The sequence below is a fragment of the Ruegeria sp. BB7 genome, from assembly GCF_056539365.1.
In genome coordinates this window covers 499,653-514,990 of sequence record NZ_JBQFUV010000002.1, presented here as the reverse complement: position 1 = coordinate 514,990, position 15,338 = coordinate 499,653, and the positions used below count along the sequence as shown (strand labels likewise).

Annotated in this window: 13 protein-coding genes, 1 tRNA gene and 2 pseudogenes; 4 read left to right on the top strand and 12 right to left on the bottom strand. The window is 56.0% G+C overall.

Translation table 11 applies throughout. From position 1 onward, the window contains the following. Positions 1 to 38: 38 nt before the first annotated feature. Positions 39 to 1,084: pseudogene (locus tag ACR0D7_RS07720) on the top strand (IS110 family RNA-guided transposase). A gap of 247 nt (positions 1,085 to 1,331) precedes the next feature. On the opposite strand, the pseudogene ACR0D7_RS07715 reads toward ACR0D7_RS07720, so the two are convergent. The 3 genes and pseudogenes from ACR0D7_RS07715 to guaB form a co-directional block, all read right to left on the bottom strand. Next, positions 1,332 to 1,598, bottom strand: a pseudogene (locus ACR0D7_RS07715) (transposase); the annotation flags it as partial. Continuing rightward, entirely contained in the window at positions 1,543 to 1,860 is a 318-nt protein-coding gene (locus tag ACR0D7_RS07710; RefSeq protein WP_480678497.1) for a hypothetical protein, read from the bottom strand. The gene ACR0D7_RS07710 and the pseudogene ACR0D7_RS07715, both read right to left, overlap by 56 nt. A 277-nt stretch (positions 1,861 to 2,137) precedes the next feature. Next, positions 2,138 to 3,586, bottom strand: coding sequence for an IMP dehydrogenase (gene guaB, locus ACR0D7_RS07705; protein ID WP_480678496.1), 1,449 nt, complete (start codon positions 3,584 to 3,586; stop codon positions 2,138 to 2,140). Positions 3,587 to 3,804: 218 nt separating this feature from the next. Between guaB and ACR0D7_RS07700 the strand changes: the two genes are divergently transcribed. Beyond that, positions 3,805 to 5,850, top strand: a complete 2,046-nt coding sequence (locus ACR0D7_RS07700) for an ASKHA domain-containing protein (protein ID WP_480678495.1) — start codon at positions 3,805 to 3,807, stop codon at positions 5,848 to 5,850. Between the two features lie 77 nt (positions 5,851 to 5,927). Here the strand turns inward: ACR0D7_RS07700 and ACR0D7_RS07695 are convergent, their stop codons facing one another. The 6 genes from ACR0D7_RS07695 to ACR0D7_RS07670 all read right to left on the bottom strand — a co-directional run bounded on the left by ACR0D7_RS07695 (position 5,928) and on the right by ACR0D7_RS07670 (position 10,071). Continuing rightward, positions 5,928 to 6,653 carry an FkbM family methyltransferase gene (locus ACR0D7_RS07695; RefSeq protein WP_480678494.1) on the bottom strand — a complete coding sequence of 242 codons (726 nt, stop codon included), beginning with the start codon at positions 6,651 to 6,653 and terminating at the stop codon, positions 5,928 to 5,930. A 13-nt stretch (positions 6,654 to 6,666) separates the two neighbouring features. Beyond that, positions 6,667 to 6,740: transfer RNA gene (locus ACR0D7_RS07690), tRNA-Gly, on the bottom strand. Positions 6,741 to 6,804: 64 nt separating this feature from the next. Further along, complete coding sequence (locus ACR0D7_RS07685; RefSeq protein ID WP_480678493.1) at positions 6,805 to 7,632, bottom strand: polyphosphate kinase 2 family protein; 828 nt, start codon at positions 7,630 to 7,632, stop codon at positions 6,805 to 6,807. Between the two features lie 128 nt (positions 7,633 to 7,760). After that, positions 7,761 to 8,813: a methyltetrahydrofolate cobalamin methyltransferase gene (locus ACR0D7_RS07680; RefSeq protein ID WP_480678492.1), complete on the bottom strand. Its 1,053-nt coding sequence runs from the start codon at positions 8,811 to 8,813 to the stop codon at positions 7,761 to 7,763. A gap of 9 nt (positions 8,814 to 8,822) precedes the next feature. Then, the gene (locus tag ACR0D7_RS07675; protein WP_480678491.1) at positions 8,823 to 9,749 is read right to left on the bottom strand and encodes a methylenetetrahydrofolate reductase; all 927 of its coding nucleotides are present in this window, start codon (positions 9,747 to 9,749) and stop codon (positions 8,823 to 8,825) included. A gap of 25 nt (positions 9,750 to 9,774) precedes the next feature. After that, positions 9,775 to 10,071: a virulence factor gene (locus ACR0D7_RS07670; RefSeq protein ID WP_480678490.1), complete on the bottom strand. Its 297-nt coding sequence runs from the start codon at positions 10,069 to 10,071 to the stop codon at positions 9,775 to 9,777. 240 nt (positions 10,072 to 10,311) lie between these two features. On the opposite strand from ACR0D7_RS07670, the gene ACR0D7_RS07665 reads away from it, so the two are divergent. Both ACR0D7_RS07665 and ACR0D7_RS07660 read left to right on the top strand, forming a co-directional pair. Further along, positions 10,312 to 11,424 carry a Ppx/GppA phosphatase family protein gene (locus ACR0D7_RS07665; protein ID WP_170381082.1) on the top strand — a complete coding sequence of 371 codons (1,113 nt, stop codon included), beginning with the start codon at positions 10,312 to 10,314 and terminating at the stop codon, positions 11,422 to 11,424. After that, positions 11,424 to 12,140 carry an RlmE family RNA methyltransferase gene (locus ACR0D7_RS07660; protein WP_480678489.1) on the top strand — a complete coding sequence of 239 codons (717 nt, stop codon included), beginning with the start codon at positions 11,424 to 11,426 and terminating at the stop codon, positions 12,138 to 12,140. Before ACR0D7_RS07665 ends, ACR0D7_RS07660 begins: the two co-directional genes overlap by 1 nt. A gap of 1 nt (position 12,141) precedes the next feature. On the opposite strand, the gene ACR0D7_RS07655 is transcribed toward ACR0D7_RS07660, so the two are convergent. The 3 genes from ACR0D7_RS07655 to ACR0D7_RS07645 form a co-directional block, all read right to left on the bottom strand. Beyond that, positions 12,142 to 12,330: a hypothetical protein gene (locus ACR0D7_RS07655; protein WP_480678488.1), complete on the bottom strand. Its 189-nt coding sequence runs from the start codon at positions 12,328 to 12,330 to the stop codon at positions 12,142 to 12,144. A gap of 97 nt (positions 12,331 to 12,427) precedes the next feature. Further along, complete coding sequence (locus ACR0D7_RS07650) at positions 12,428 to 14,329, bottom strand: multiheme c-type cytochrome (RefSeq protein ID WP_480678487.1); 1,902 nt, start codon at positions 14,327 to 14,329, stop codon at positions 12,428 to 12,430. Then, positions 14,326 to 15,192, bottom strand: a complete 867-nt coding sequence (locus tag ACR0D7_RS07645; RefSeq protein ID WP_480678486.1) for a YihY/virulence factor BrkB family protein — start codon at positions 15,190 to 15,192, stop codon at positions 14,326 to 14,328. The genes ACR0D7_RS07650 and ACR0D7_RS07645 overlap by 4 nt, the downstream gene beginning before the upstream one ends. Positions 15,193 to 15,338 lie beyond the last annotated feature (146 nt).

Below are 15,338 nucleotides of genomic sequence, written 5' to 3'. Positions count from 1 at the left end.
AGAGCGACCATACAGGTCATCCTCTCCTCGAAACAAATTTGGAGGAAAGGACCATGCCAGAGTTTGCAGTCGTCGGGATCGATCTCGGCAAGAACGTATTTCACGTTGTCGCCATGGATGTGCGTGGAAACATCGTCAAGCGGCGCAAGTACACAAGGCCACAAGGCCACAACTGTACGCCTTGTTTCGATCTCTGCCACCTTGTTTGGTCGGCATGGAAGCCTGTGCCAGTGCCCACTACATCGGTCGTACGCTGACAGAAATGGGTCATGACGCGCGTCTGATGCCAGCGCAGTACGTGAAGCCATATCTCAGAACTCAGAAGAACGACTTCCTCGATGCTGAAGCAATCTGCGAGGCTGTTCAACGACCGACAATGCGGTTCGTTCCGATCAAGACACGAGAGCAACTGGAATTGCAGGCTGTTCATCGTGTGAGGGATCGCCTTGTTGGTCGCCGTACTGCCGTTAGCAACCAAATTCGCGGCCTGTTGGTTGAACATGGGATCACCATGCACCAAGGACGTGGTGGATTGCGCGGTGTTGTTCTGGAGCTTTTGGCCGAAGAGAATCTGGCGCTTTCGCCAGCCATGAGGACGCTGATCTCAGGTCTTTGGGCGGAATGGGTGTCAACAGATGCAGCTGTTCGTAATCTCACTCAGGAATTAGAACATCTCGCTAAGAAAGATCCGGCATGCCAACGCCTGATGACAGTTCCGGGTGTCGGACCGTTGGTCGCCACAGCCATGATTGCAGCTGTCGCAGACGGGTCAGCTTTCAAAAGAGGGCGGGACTTTGCAGCTTGGCTCGGGTTAGTGCCACGACAGATGTCAACCGGAGGCAAGACCAGATTGGGCGGCATCACCAAACGCGGAAACACTTACCTGCGCCGAATGTTCATCCATGGCGCGCGAAGCTTCAAATTGAACGGAAACCGTTCGACGCATCGGATCGGTGGCTGGCTCGATGATCTCGAACAAAGAACACATAAGAATGTTGCCACCGTCGCGTTAGCAAACAAGCTTGCGAGAATTGCCTGGTCAGTACTGGCCAATGAAAAAGAATACAGATCGCTTCAGGCCTAAGCGTACTCCTGAGGCTCAAGAATGATGTGCGATGTGAGAGGAGATGGCGCTGCAACAATCCGCCACCCATAGATGCTGAAGTGGGAAACTGGCCAGTTCTGGCCGAGCTAGTATCAAGCAATATGCGGCAGCGGATACCCATCAAGGCCCGGAGCTCAGCGCTCCACACGGAGGCCGGATACATTGACGCAACGGTTCAGCGCATCAAAATCTGAGATTGCATATCACGGGCGGACCATACATTTCACTTTGCGGCTTCCGTCAGGATCAGCTTGTCCAGGGTAAGGTCCGAGACGGCCTTTCGAAGACGCTCATTCTCTTTTTGAAGGCGCTTGAGTTCCTTCAATTGATCCGTACCCATTCCGCCGTACTTTTTCTTCCAGCGATAATAGGTCTGTTCAACAACACCAATCTGCCGGATTGCATCCAGACGGGACATGCCTTGCCCCATCAATATCTCAACCTGTCGCAACTTCGAGACAATCTCTTCCGGCTTCGGTCGCTTGTTCGCCATGTGGTTCCTCCGTTTTCTTAACCATAACGGCGGACCACTTCAGAGGGGGAGGATCAACCGGACGTCCACTCGCCGGTACCACCACCGAGGCGGAAACCTCGGTGGCTTCAAACTCCCGCAGAAAAGCGTCAAGATCCTGTTCGGTCGCGGCCTCAATAGAAAAAGAGTCGCTGTATTTTCCGTTACTGATATCGGTAATTCTTCCTGAATTGACCGATCTGTCCGGGCGATTGAAGAAGAACTGAATATCTTTATTCTTCATTCCCGTCGCAACATCGCTTTGATCAGAGCAATCTCTCTGTCAGATATCGACCGTCTTGCCATAGCTCGTATCTTGATAACTGCATCGCCTTTCAGCGACGATAATTCCTCTTTTTCGCGAAGGATCAGTGAACCAAATCTGCATCAGTTACTCATCGCCACTATCTTAAAACGCATCAGTTTGCATCAGTTTTTCTGAGTTGTTCTTGGTGTGTTCACGACGCCTTCTGGCAATCAACTGATGCACGATCACCCGTGCATCAGCAATAACTCACTGATTATGAAAGTCTATAGTTTGGGCTCTCACGTGTAATCTGCACGTCATGCACATGACTTTCTTTCAGGCCAGCGCCAGTGATTTTGACGAAGTTGCAGTTCTTACGCATTTCCTCAACCGTCGCGCAACCGGTATAACCCATCGCCGCGCGCAGGCCGCCAACCAATTGGTGCACAACCGCGCCGGCCGAACCTTTGTAGGGCACCTGCCCCTCAATTCCTTCTGGGACCAGCTTATCGTTTGCGGCATCCTTCTGGAAATACCGATCCGCCGAACCGCGCGCCATTGCACCCAAGCTGCCCATACCACGATAGGATTTGAACGAACGACCCTGATACAGGATCACCTCACCCGGGCTTTCATCAGTTCCAGCAATCATCGAACCAACCATGGCACAGGACGCGCCCGCAGCGATTGCTTTGGCGAAATCTCCAGAGAACTTGATCCCACCATCGGCGATTACCGGTACATCACCTGCTGCTGATGCACAGTCCATGATCGCCGTCAGCTGAGGCACCCCAACACCAGCGACCATTCGCGTGGTGCAGATCGATCCCGGCCCGATGCCGACCTTGATCGCGTCGGCACCTGCGTCGATCAACGCTTTGGTTGCGTCACCTGTGGCGACGTTACCAGCAATGATCTGGACCTCATTCGACAGAGTTTTGGCCCGTTTCACCGCATCCAGAACACCTTGTGAGTGGCCATGCGCTGTATCGACCACGATGATGTCTACGCCGGAATCCACCAGTTGCTCGGACCGTTCAAAGCCTGCATCCCCAACCGAGGTTGCCGCCGCAACACGCAGACGGCCCAGTCGGTCTTTGCAGGCGGTGGGATTTAGCACAGCCTGTTCAGTGTCTTTCAAAGTCAACAAACCGGTCAACTTGCCCGCTTCGTCTACTACCAACAGCTTTTCAATCCGACGAGCCCTCATCAGGCTTTTAGCTTCTTCCAGGTCGGCAGGTTCTTGCAGCATCGCAAGGTTGTCCGAAGTCATCATCGCCTTGATCGGCGTATCATCCGAGGTGGCAAAGCGCATATCGCGGTTGGTTACGATGCCCACAACACGGCCTTCCTCGTCCACGACCGGGAAACCGGTAAAGTTATATCGCTGCACTAATGCCTGCGCATCTGCCAACGTCTGATCAGCGCGTAGTGTGACTGGGTTGTAAACAATGCCCGATTCGAACCGTTTGACCCTACGCACCTCTCGGGCCTGTTCCTCAACCGAGAGGTTCTTGTGGATCACACCAATGCCGCCAGCCTGCGCCATTGCAATAGCCATGCGGGCTTCGGTCACCGTGTCCATCGCCGAGCTAAGCAGCGGAATGTTCATGGTGATCTGACGGGTCACGCGCGTGGTCGTGTCCGCCGTCGCAGGCAGCACCGTCGATGCCCCCGGAACCAAGAGTACGTCGTCAAAGGTGAGTGCCTCACGAATCTGCATCTGCTAACCTCATGCAAAAGCCCGTTTGGCGGTGACCCTATTACATGGATTCAAGTCAAGGGAAAGCCCCTGACTTAAACTAGTTTTCACCCGCGGGCCGCCACCGCGGCAAAAAACGACGCTCCTTATCCAAAACGTGCCGCGGAATGCCCTTTCCCTTTGCGCACAAACTCATATCTTGCCCGGCATACGCGCGAATACGAAAAGGCAGGCCAGTTATGACCACCGACCCTCTTGTCATCTTTACCCCCTCGGGCAAACGTGGGCATTTTCCCGTTGGAACCCCGGTTCTGACTGCAGCCCGACAGTTGGGCGTTGATCTGGACTCGGTCTGTGGCGGGCGTGGAATTTGTTCCAAGTGTCAGATCACCCCAAGTTATGGTGAGTTTCCCAAGCACGGCGTTACCGTGTCCGAAAACGCGCTGAGCGAATGGAACGCGGTCGAACAGCGATATGACGACAAGCGCGGGCTGAAGCCGGGCCGCCGACTGGGCTGTCAGGCCACGGTTCAGGGTGACATAGTCATAGACGTACCACCCGAAAGCCAAGTGCACCGTCAGGTCGTCCGCAAGGCTGCCGCCGCACGCGCCATCACAATGGATCCGGCAACGCGTCTGTATTTTGTGGTGGTGGAAGAGCCCGACATGCATTCACCAACTGGCGATCTGGAAAGGCTCGAACGCGCGCTGCGCCAGCAATGGAATATCGACGCCGTCACTGCCGATCTTTCGCTGATGTCCAAGCTGCAACCGGTTCTGCGCAAGGGTAAATGGGAGGTCACGGTAGCCGTTCACAAGGGCCACAAGGATTCCATCGCGCGCATCGTCGAGATTTGGCCCGGCCTGCATGAAAACGGGTTATATGGTTTGGCCATTGACCTCGGTTCAACCACCATTGCGGCACACCTCACTGATCTGGAGACCGGTGAGGTCAAGGCCTCGTCGGGCCTGATGAACCCGCAAATCCGCTTTGGCGAAGACCTGATGAGCCGCGTTTCATACTCGATGATGAACCCCGGCGGCGATCAAGAGATGACAAAAGCCGTGCGTGAGGCAATCAATGACCTGACGACCTCGATCGCTGATGAGGCCGGGATTGACGCGGATTTGATCGTCGAAACCGTGTTTGTCTGTAACCCGGTCATGCACCATCTATTGCTGGGTCTGGATCCGGTTGAGCTGGGTCAGGCCCCGTTTGCTTTGGCTACGTCCGAGAGCATCTCTCTACCCGCGCGCGAGATGGACCTGACCAAGATGAATCCGCGCGCGCAGGTCTACATCCTGCCCTGTATCGCAGGCCATGTTGGGGCCGACTGTGCGGCAGTTGCCCTGTCGGAAGAGCCGGGCAAGTCCGAAGACCTTGTTCTGATCGTCGACGTTGGGACAAACGCCGAAATCCTGCTGGGCGATGCTAGCCGGGTTCTGGCTTGCTCCTCACCTACTGGTCCAGCTTTCGAAGGGGCGCAGATCAGCTCCGGTCAACGCGCCGCACCAGGTGCAATCGAACGGATTGAGATTGACCCGACCACAAAGGAACCCCGTTTTCGGGTCATTGGGTCCGAAAAGTGGTCCGACGAAGAAGGCTTTGATCAGGACATTGCAACAACGGGCATCACCGGCATCTGCGGATCCGGCATTATCGAGGCGGTCGCCGAAATGCGCATCGCGGGCCTGCTGGACGAAAGCGGGCTGATCGGGTCGGCCGAACAGACCGGCACAGCCCGTTGCATACCCGAAGGACGCACCCACGCCTATCTGATCCACGATGCCAGCGCCGAAGGAGGCCCGCGCATCACCGTTACGCAGGGCGACATCCGCGCCATCCAACTTGCCAAATCCGCGCTCTATGCGGGTGCCCGGCTGCTGATGGATGAGATGGAGGTCGACAAGGTTGATCGCGTCGTTCTGGCCGGTGCGTTCGGCGCACATATCTCGACCAAACACGCGATGGTTCTGGGCATGATCCCGGACGCGCCGCTGGATAAGGTCTCAAGCGCGGGCAACGCTGCCGGGACAGGCGCGCGTATCGCCCTGTGCAACATCGCGGCACGATCTGAAATTGAGCGTGTTGTGCGTGAAATCACCAAGGTCGAAACCGCAATCGAGCCCAAGTTCCAAGACCATTTTGTCGCCGCCAATGCGATCCCCCACAAAACCGACCCATTTCCGGAACTGGCTCAGGTTGTCACCCTGCCCGCGCCATCGTTCAACACTGGCGGAGAGACTGAAAACGCTGGTGGTCGCCGTCGCCGTCGCCGGGGGTAAAAATCCAAGAAAGCAATGCCGACGCTCTGGCTAGGGCGTCGGCATTTAAGGAACTGAAACTGGAAACCAACAGATTTTCAGAGGTGAGGCAATCTTTCTGATCGGAACTTTTCCGAAATAAAGACCGCATCGCCGAACCGACGCTGTCCGTTAGCGAAATGCCGACCCGGAAAAATATTATAAAGCGAATAGTTTTGCCGATCTAAAGCATTCCACAGGTCCAGCAGAAGCGGGCAATTTTCATAGTGCGGCGTCGCGAACCATTCAAACATGATCATATCAACACGCTGCTCTGAAAGCATTTTCTCAGCGCCCTTGAATATGTTCAGTTCTGACCCCTGCGCGTCGATCTTCATGCAGCTAATTTGGGAAATACCGTTTTGCCCGCAAAACGCATCCACAGTATTCAGCTTGACGCGGATCGAGGTATCCACTTCCGCTTCGGGGTGCTGCTCTAGGGTCGTCGTGTTTGACGACAGCAAGGACGAGGTGCCAAGCGCCTTGCCCACGAAGAACTCAGCCTCGCCCGGTTCGTCGCTAAGCGCCTCTTCAACAACGGTGACTGTATCGAATGCCGAGAACCTTTCGGCCACATATGCGGCCTGACCAGGCAGTGGTTCGAACAAGTAACAAGGGTGATCGGGAAATACCCGGATCAAGTGCCGGGCGATCGTCCCGCGGTTTACGCCGATATCAAAAACCACCCCGTCAGGATTAGCCACCGCCGAAAGGCGCGCCAGCGCCCCCACAGGCCCGCCTTCTTTAACCAAAACTCTAGCGCGCCGAGTAAGTTCTTTTTTCATGCTCATGATCCGTTGGAGCGGGTAGCGGGAATCGAACCCGCGCGTTCAGCTTGGGAAGCTGACAGGCTACCATTACATCATACCCGCCGCGTAGCGTTGGATAACACCCCACTTTGATCGTTCGCAAGCACCTTTCGTTTGGGTGCAACAATCACTCGGTCCGGGCGCGTAGGCTGTCGATTAGAGATTGATCAACGTCCAAAACTTCGCAGGCTGCATCCAATGTACGCTTATCCAAATGCTGCGGATTCAGGTCAATTCCTTCGGAAAACGTATCAACAATTGCCTGCATAGCATTGATTCTCGCGTATTTCTTGTTGTTAGCCGGAATCACATGCCATGGCGCGACATCTGTTGAGGTCCGCGCCAGCATCTCATCCACGGCGACTTCAGCCTCGGACCAACGCTCGCGATTGCGAAAGTCTTCGTAAGTCAACTTCCACCGCTTCATCGGGTTCTGAAGACGCTCAGTGAAACGCTCCATCTGCTCTTCCTGAGAGATGTGGAAAAACAGTTTCACGATCTTTGTACCGTCATCCACCACCATACGTTCAAAATCGTTGATCTCACGATATGCTGCCCTCCAGCGCTCTTCTGGGGTGAACTTCTCAATCCGCTCGACCAGAACACGCCCGTACCAGCTGCGGTCAAAGGCCGAGATTGCGCCTTGAGGCGGTAATCTTTCCCAAAAGCGAAGCAAGTAGTGTCGGTTTAGATAGTAGTTCCTCGGCGCTCCGATCGGCCACACTTTGAAGCTTCGCGGGTCCAGTGCCTGGCTGATACGCCGGATTGTGCCACCCTTGCCTGCCGCATCCCAGCCTTCGAACACAAGTACACCTTTGACCCCGTGAAACAGATACGCTTGTTGGATCAATGCCAGCTGCGCCTGCAATTCAGCCATTTTTTTGAAATACGCCTGCTTTCCAAGTTTTCTGCTAAGATCTGCTTCCGCTAGTCTTGGTGGTTGATGCCGTTTCATTCCGCGCTGGTCCTTCGTCATCTGGTCCAGATAGTCTGACCTACGGCGCCTATTTCGGCATTGATCAGTATCAACACGAAAAAGGCCGGGCGTCTTGCCCGGCCTCACTACGTTTTTCAATTCACGGATCAAGCGCGGCGGCGACGGCCACCTCCTCGACGGCCACCGGCAGCACCAGCCTCATCCGGCGATTTGTTGAACTTGATCCACTCACCGCCATGCGCGTCGTTGTTGGTCAGCAGGTTAGCGGCGCGGATAGCCTCCATTTCCTTACCGGCACGCGGCTTGGTCGAACCCAGACCGAACATCTGAACGAATGCCTCATCATCCATGCCGTCGGGCAGAATGATGCCGGCAGCAGTCACTTGCTCTTTCTTCTCAGCGATCTTCTTCTGCGTCACAGGCAGCGCAACCGGGTTCATGATAGCCGAAGTCATGCCAGCACCCATTGCCATCGGCAGGAACGCGTTGTTGATGCCGTGACGGTTCGGCAGACCGAACGAGACGTTTGACGCACCGCAGGTGGTGTTCACGCCCAGTTCCTCGCGCAGACGACGAACCAGAGCAAACACCTGTTGGCCAGCGGTTGCCATCGCACCGATCGGCATAACCAGTGGGTCAACAACAATGTCATGCGCAGGGATGCCAAAGTCGGCAGCGCGCTCAACGATCTTCTTGGCGACATCAAAACGCACATCGGGGTCTTCCGAGATCCCGGTGTCATCGTTAGAGATCGCAACAACCGGCACGTTGTATTTCTTGACCAACGGCAGAACCAGTTCCAGGCGCTCTTCCTCGCCAGTGACCGAGTTCAGCAACGGACGACCTTCGGCCGCCTCAAGACCGGCTTCAAGCGCACCCGGAACCGACGAGTCGATGCACAACGGTACTTCGACCAGCCCCTGCACCAGTTCAACAATCTTGCGCATCAAGGGCGGCTCGGTCTCGTTCGGGTTCGGGTTCGAGTTGTAGACAACGCCTGCATTGATATCCAGAACGGTTGCGCCCGCCATAACTTGCGCCAGCGCGTCTTTCTCGACAGTCGAGAAATCGCCTGCTTCCAGCTCGGCGGCCAGCTTCTTGCGGCCGGTCGGGTTGATCCGCTCACCGATCACACAGAACGGTTCGTCAAAGCCCAGGACGGCTGTTTTTGTTTTTGATTCTACGACTGTACGGGTCATGTCCGATCCTTAGGAGTTTGCGGGCTTTGCCGAAGCGCCACCGTTATTGATCGCCCAGTTGGCATTGGTCTTAATGCCGCCAAGCGGGAAGAAGTGCACGTTGGTGATGTTGAAGTCCGGGTTGGACGCCTTGTGGCTGGCCAGTTCGGTGATCACATCGTTTGGCTCATAGGGCAATAGCAGCTTGGACACATCCATCGCACGCTTCTGAAGAACCTTCAGCGAGGGGCCCACGCCGCACGCGATGGCGAACTTGATCAGCGTCTGCAGTTTTGCCGGGCCAGCGATGCCGATATGAACCGGCAGATCAATACCCGCCTCTTTCAGGTTGTCGGCCCAAGCAATGATTGGCTTGGCGTCGAAAGCAAACTGGGTTGCCAGAGCCATTTCCACATCGGTGGTTTCCGAGAACTTCTGTTTCCAGCGCAGCGCGTCGTCCACGTTTTTGGTCGAACCGTCCGGGTCAATGTCTTTGTTGCCCTCGGGGTGACCCGCCACGTGCAGGCGTTTGAAACCCGCCTTGTCGAACAGACCGGTTTCCAGCAACTGCATCGAGCTGTGGAAATCTCCATGCGGTTTTTCAACACCACCAGCCAGCAGAAGCGCCTGATCAACACCAGCTTCGCCCTGGTACATCGAGATCCAGTTTTCCAGGGTCGCCGCATCCTTGATGATCCGCGCCGGGAAGTGCGGCATGACCGGATAGCCTTCCGCCGCGATGCGTTTGGCTGTTTTGACCATATCCTCGATCGGGGTGCCTTCGATGTGGGCGATGTAGACGCGCGTGCCTTCAGGCAGCAGCGCCCGGAAATCCTCGACCTTTTCAGCAGTGCGTGGCATCACCTCGATCGAATAGCCTTGCAAAAAGGCTTCGACGGTCGGGTTCACCGGGGCCTTCTCGGCCGCATCACGTTTCTTAAAGTTCAGCAAAGCCATTCCGGCCTCCCATATAGATCAGGGCTCATGCCCAACCGTCATTGGCGATCAGCGCTTTGATGCGGTCCTGATCGTATTCCGTTTCCAAACGCGTGGCCTCGGCCTCGGCAATCTCGGACGGGTCGCCCTCGACTGCAAAGGGATCAGCCTTGCGCCATTCAGCCAGGTAGGCATCACTGTCCTTGGCATTCACCTTCATGGCAGCACGGTCGATGGCTTGCTCGAACCGCTCCTCCAACTGCCGCTTGGCGCCGCGACGGCCTTTGCCGACGATGACCTGAGCGGGAATGTCGCGCCAGTAAACGATGGTGACGTCAGGCATTGCCGTTGATTCCTCCTAACCAGATGGGTCGGTTCTAAACTTCTATATGGGGCAAGGTCGGTCGATTTTCGACACACGGCGTATTTCAAACGACCTTTTGCCCAGGATGGGATACGGGTCTTGTAACGAAAATGCACGCATGTGCGCATATCAAAATACTCATCACTTTAATGAGCGTCTTGCACGATGGAATAGGCCGACCTATGGTCGGGGTAACTCGAAAATCGGAGGGCGTTAAATATGGCGCCCAAGCGTCCCAAAGGTGCGGGCGCGTTCCCGAAGGCGGTCGAAAGCCCCGCGCCAGCAAGACCCGATCCGGATGCACTCTATGCAGCACTGGATTTGGGGACAAATAGCTGTCGCATGTTGATAGCCCAGCCCAAGGGCAGCGGGTTCCATGTGGTGGACAGTTTTTCCAAATCCGTGCAGCTTGGCGCGGGTTTGGAGCGGACCGGACGATTGTCTCGGTCTTCTATGGCACGCACCATTCAGGCGCTGCGAATCTGCCAGCAAAAGCTGAAACGCAATAAGGTCAAACGGATGCGGCTGGTCGCGACCGAAGCCTGCAGACGCGCCAAGAACTCGCGTGACTTCATTCGGCAGGTTAAGCGCGAAACCGGACTGACGCTTGAGATCATCCAGCCCGAGGAAGAGGCGCGCTTGGCCGTCATCTCGTGCGCGCCGCTGGTGTCGACCAAGACCGAACAATTGTTGGTCGTGGATATCGGTGGCGGTTCGACTGAGTTGGTATGGATCGACATCTCATCGGTGCCGCGTCGGGACCGTCCGGCGGCGATCATGCGCCTGCATCACGGGTTTCATACAGCCGACAGCCCTTTTCCGACAGCCAAAGTGGTGGACTGGATCAGTGTCCCGCTGGGTGTGGCGACACTGCGGGACCAGTTCAACGATGTTGAGGACGACTCAGCTCGCTTTGCTCTGATGAGTTGGTTCTTCGAAGAGAACCTAGCCGATTTCGCCCCCTACAAAGACGAACAGGCCCGCGAAGGATTTCAGATCGTCGGCACCAGCGGAACGGTCACTACGGTGGCCGCCTCACATCTGGGGCTGAAACGCTATGACCGAACGAAGGTGGATGGTCTGCGTATGACCAGCGATCAGATTGACAAAGTCATACGAGGATACTTAGAACTCGGCCCACTGGGGCGGCGGCGAGATCCGCGTATCGGCGATGACCGGCAGGCCCTGATCATGTCCGGCTCGGCCATTTTGCAGGCATTGCTTCGCTGCTGGCCCACCGACCGCCTTTCCGTGGCGGACCGTGGGCTGCGCGAAGGTTTGCTTTATGCACAAATGAGTGCGGACGGCGTATTGGAAGACGGACCGTTCTGATGGCGAAGACACCAAGTGGCAAAAACAACTCGGGCCGTGGACAACGCGACCTGAAAGTTAAGGTCAAGACAGCGCGCGGGCGCAAACTCAGCTCAACCCGTTGGCTTGAGCGGCAGTTGAACGATCCTTATGTCAAGCGCGCGCAAGCCGAGGGCTATCGTGGGCGCGCGGCATATAAAATTCTCGAACTGGACGACAAGTTCCGGTTCCTGGTTCCCGGTGCGCGCGTGGTTGATTTGGGCTGCGCGCCGGGTGGCTGGCTGCAGGTAGCCGTCAAACGCGTCAATGCGCTGGGCGAGCGATCAGGCAAACGGATTGGAACCGTTCTGGGCGTCGATCTGCAAGAGGTTGAACCGGTCGCAGGTGCCGAGGCACATGTGCTGGACTTCATGGAAGATGATGCCGACGAAAAGGTCAAAACATGGCTCGGCGGCAAGGCGGATGTGGTGATGTCGGATATGGCAGCGGCCTCGTCCGGGCATAAGCAAACCGATCACCTGCGGATCATGGCGCTGTGCGAAACAGCGACTTACTTTGCTTTTGACGTTCTGGAAGAAGGTGGCACATTTGTTGCCAAGGTTCTGGCCGGAGGAGCCGAGGGCGATTTGCAAAAACTTCTGAAGCAGAAGTTTGAAAAGGTGGCGAATGTGAAACCACCCGCATCACGTTCGGACAGTTCCGAGAAATTCGTGGTCGCGACCGGGTTCCGAGGCTGACTTAATCGTCCAGCCAACTGCGGTCTCCGGCCAAGAATTGTTCGCGCAGTGACGCGGCAGCGTCACGCTGCAACTCCAACGCTTCGTCGCGATTAATAAACTGCGGTTTTCTGGCCTGTAATTCCGCGATCCTCTGATTCAGGGAAACCGGATTTTGTAGCTGCGATGTGTGGACTGGTTTGTCAGACATGAAACACCTTTAAGGCTGGCGAAGATTTCACCCATCCCAGTCGTTAATCGATGAATTTGCCCGTTTCATGGCGCAAACCGGGCCACGCAATGCCGATCTATGGGGACAGTTGGGACTTTAACTGCAGCAAGCCAGGATCTTCCGGCAACATTGCCAGCCCTTCTTTCAGCGCCTCTAGCGCTGCCTCTGGCCCTCGATTTATCTGTGCCAGTTGTACCAGCATCGGCCAGGCTTCGACGCGCTGCGGGTCCAGAGTTACGACCTCTCGGAATGCGCGTTCGGCGGCCGGAGCGTTGCGGAATGTCAAAGCCATCCCGCCCAGAACAAGGTGAGTTTCCGGAAAATCGAGACGGTTGGCGATTGCATCCTGCCATTCGCCCATGCTCTGCCCGACGCGCGCCTGTTGATCCGAAGTCAGGGATTGGCTCGGGACGTTCAGGAACTCTTTGGCCGCTGAAATTCGCACGTTGCGCATTGGGTCCGAGAGTAGCGGTTCCAGCCTTTGAACCCGATCCGTCAAGGTTGCCTGACGTTGCAACGGAGCTGCATTGGCACGCACCAGAGGGTCTGGATCTGACAATAGGGGTGTGGTTTTTGACGCTATTTCCCCCGTTGCATAGGGTTGAAGCAGGTAGGCCGCAGTTGCGCGCACGATACCTGCTGTTTCCGCGTCACTCGCAATTGCCAGTAAGTCATCCGGCGCCCCGGCCTGTCCGGTCATAGCTGCTTGAAACACTGCTCCGAAATGTGGACCACGATGAGTGGTTTCAGGGAACCAAACTTCGATCTGACTTGCCGCCCAAGCCTGATCCTTCGTCTGATGACAATCGGTACAGGCATCTTCGCCCAGCCCCAGGTCGGGACGCGGTATGCGGAAACTGTGGTCGCGCCGCCCGTCTACGCCCATATAGACACGTTCGATCATGTGACAGGATGTACACTGCGCCCCTTCGCTGTCTTCCGGGTGATGATGATGTGTGGGCGTATTATAGTCCTTTGCCGTCAAGGTCGGAAAATCAGGATTGCCAGCCGGAGAATGGCATTGGGTACAGACCCCGTTTCCTTCCGCCCTCAACTCTGCACTGTGTGGGTTATGGCAATTCATGCAACCCACGCCTCGCCCGTACATCTTGGACTGTAAGAACGAGCCGTAAACGTAAACCTCATCCAATATCTGGCCATCCGGGTGGTAAAGACCGGGGCGTAGCACCGCCATATTGTAGGCGTCGTGATAGGGTGTTCCCGGGATCGGGTTTCCGTCGCCATGTGCTTCGCGTCTGGAATGGCAACCGGCACATTGCTGGATTTCCTCCTCAACCCGGCCCCTGCCCCAATTCAAGGTGAATCCAAATTCGCCCAGATCGGCAGAAAGACTTTGGCCCCGCGTCCATTCGATATGCGCAGATCCGGGGCCGTGGCAGGCCTCACATCCGACCCCGATCTCGGCCTGAGCCGAGTCATAGCTTCGGGTCAGCGCATCATAGTTCTTTTCAAACCTGGTGGCGTGACATTCCGCACAACGGGCGTTCCAGTTTTTGTAAGGACCAGTCCAGTGCAACCCGTCATCCGGTGGCAGGTCTTGATCGGGATAAAGATGAAACCATCGCTGGTTTTCCGTGTCCCAGACGACATCAAAACTCTGCAATCGGCCGGGCTCAGTTTCGAACAGATATTGCTGTAACGGCTCGATCCCGACGACTGAATGCACGTCATAGAGCGTTTCAACCCCGTCCTTCTCGGTCACACGGGCCTGCAGCAGATCGTCGGTATGTACGAATTCCACGGACATACCGTCATGATCAAACCGCACACCGTCGAAATCCGCTTTGACGTGACCTTCGTCAACTTGGGTCCAGGCCAGAGCGTGATGGGACGCGGCCCATTCCTTTGCCTCATCCGCGTGACACTCAACGCATTGGTCAGACCCGACATAATTCGGGGTTTCAGCGAATACGCCTAAAGGTACAAACAGACTGAAAAAGAGCGCAACCAGCCTCACACCGCTGGCCCATCGGTTTCATCCTGCAAATCCATCAGCGCACCGTTGTATTCGGCCCCGAGGATCAGAATAGCTGCGCACAGATACAGGAAGATCAACGCGGCCATCGCTCCTGCCAGACCTGCGTAAGTTGCGCTGTAAGAAGCGAATTGCGCGATATAGACAGAAAACCCCCACCCTCCTGCGCCCAACAGCGCCAGCGTCAGCACCACGCCCGGGAGGATTTGTTTTAACTTGTGTCGCCCTGTTGGCAGGACCAGATGCGCCAAAACCACGACACCGACGGGAACGGCGACAGTGAAAGTCCAACGCAGGCGATCTACTGACAACCAGTCCGAGACATTCACATCGGTTTTTTCGGATACAAGCTGCGTATAAACCGGCAAGACAACTTCGACCGCTGCGATACCCAGAATGGCAATGCCTCCGGTGATCACCAATCCCAAACACAGCAAACGTGTCTTCCAGAAAGGCCAGCTATCGCGATCATGATACGCTTGGTTCATCGCCGCACGAACCGCCATCACACCGTTCGAAGCAAAAAACACGGCCAGCAAACCACCCAGAGTAATCACACCTGAGCCTGACTGGGCCAATACCGAACGTAGTTCAGCCACGATGGGCTCGGCAACATCCTGAGGCCATGCGCCAAAAATCAAATCGATCAGCTCGTTTGTCACGTAATCCTGCGAGAGAGACCCCGCGAGAGCAACGGTAAACAAAACAAAAGGGAATAACGCCATCATCAGAGACATAGCGACGTGGCTGCTCATAACAAAACCGTTCTTTGAACTGAATCTCGTCACGGCAAGCACAAGTGCCTGAACCGGTCGGCCAAAATAGGGAATCACACGCGTTATCATGGCGAAACCCTAACCCGCCTTCTCTGTCCGCTGAACCGCCAAATCGCTCTACTGTGCAGATAAACCCCGGCAAACAATTGGGCGCATTGCATAATCCGCACTTGCTGTGCAGGATCAGCTATACGCGCGACGCGCAGTTCCTGACA

Excerpts from the sequence above, each read along its gene's own strand:
- ACR0D7_RS07655 (WP_480678488.1), bottom strand. The coding sequence starts at position 12,330 with ATGTCTGACAAACCAGTCCACACATCGCAGCTACAAAATCCGGTTTCC.
- guaB (WP_480678496.1), bottom strand. The coding sequence starts at position 3,586 with ATGCAGATTCGTGAGGCACTCACCTTTGACGACGTACTCTTGGTTCCG.
- ACR0D7_RS07660 (WP_480678489.1), top strand. The coding sequence starts at position 11,424 with ATGGCGAAGACACCAAGTGGCAAAAACAACTCGGGCCGTGGACAACGC.
- ACR0D7_RS07665 (WP_170381082.1), top strand. The coding sequence starts at position 10,312 with ATGGCGCCCAAGCGTCCCAAAGGTGCGGGCGCGTTCCCGAAGGCGGTC.
- ACR0D7_RS07710 (WP_480678497.1), bottom strand. The coding sequence starts at position 1,860 with ATGAAGAATAAAGATATTCAGTTCTTCTTCAATCGCCCGGACAGATCG.
- ACR0D7_RS07680 (WP_480678492.1), bottom strand. The coding sequence starts at position 8,813 with ATGACCCGTACAGTCGTAGAATCAAAAACAAAAACAGCCGTCCTGGGC.
- ACR0D7_RS07645 (WP_480678486.1), bottom strand. The coding sequence starts at position 15,192 with ATGATAACGCGTGTGATTCCCTATTTTGGCCGACCGGTTCAGGCACTT.
- ACR0D7_RS07700 (WP_480678495.1), top strand. The coding sequence starts at position 3,805 with ATGACCACCGACCCTCTTGTCATCTTTACCCCCTCGGGCAAACGTGGG.
- ACR0D7_RS07695 (WP_480678494.1), bottom strand. The coding sequence starts at position 6,653 with ATGAAAAAAGAACTTACTCGGCGCGCTAGAGTTTTGGTTAAAGAAGGC.
- ACR0D7_RS07675 (WP_480678491.1), bottom strand. The coding sequence starts at position 9,749 with ATGGCTTTGCTGAACTTTAAGAAACGTGATGCGGCCGAGAAGGCCCCG.
- ACR0D7_RS07685 (WP_480678493.1), bottom strand. The coding sequence starts at position 7,632 with ATGAAACGGCATCAACCACCAAGACTAGCGGAAGCAGATCTTAGCAGA.
- ACR0D7_RS07670 (WP_480678490.1), bottom strand. The coding sequence starts at position 10,071 with ATGCCTGACGTCACCATCGTTTACTGGCGCGACATTCCCGCTCAGGTC.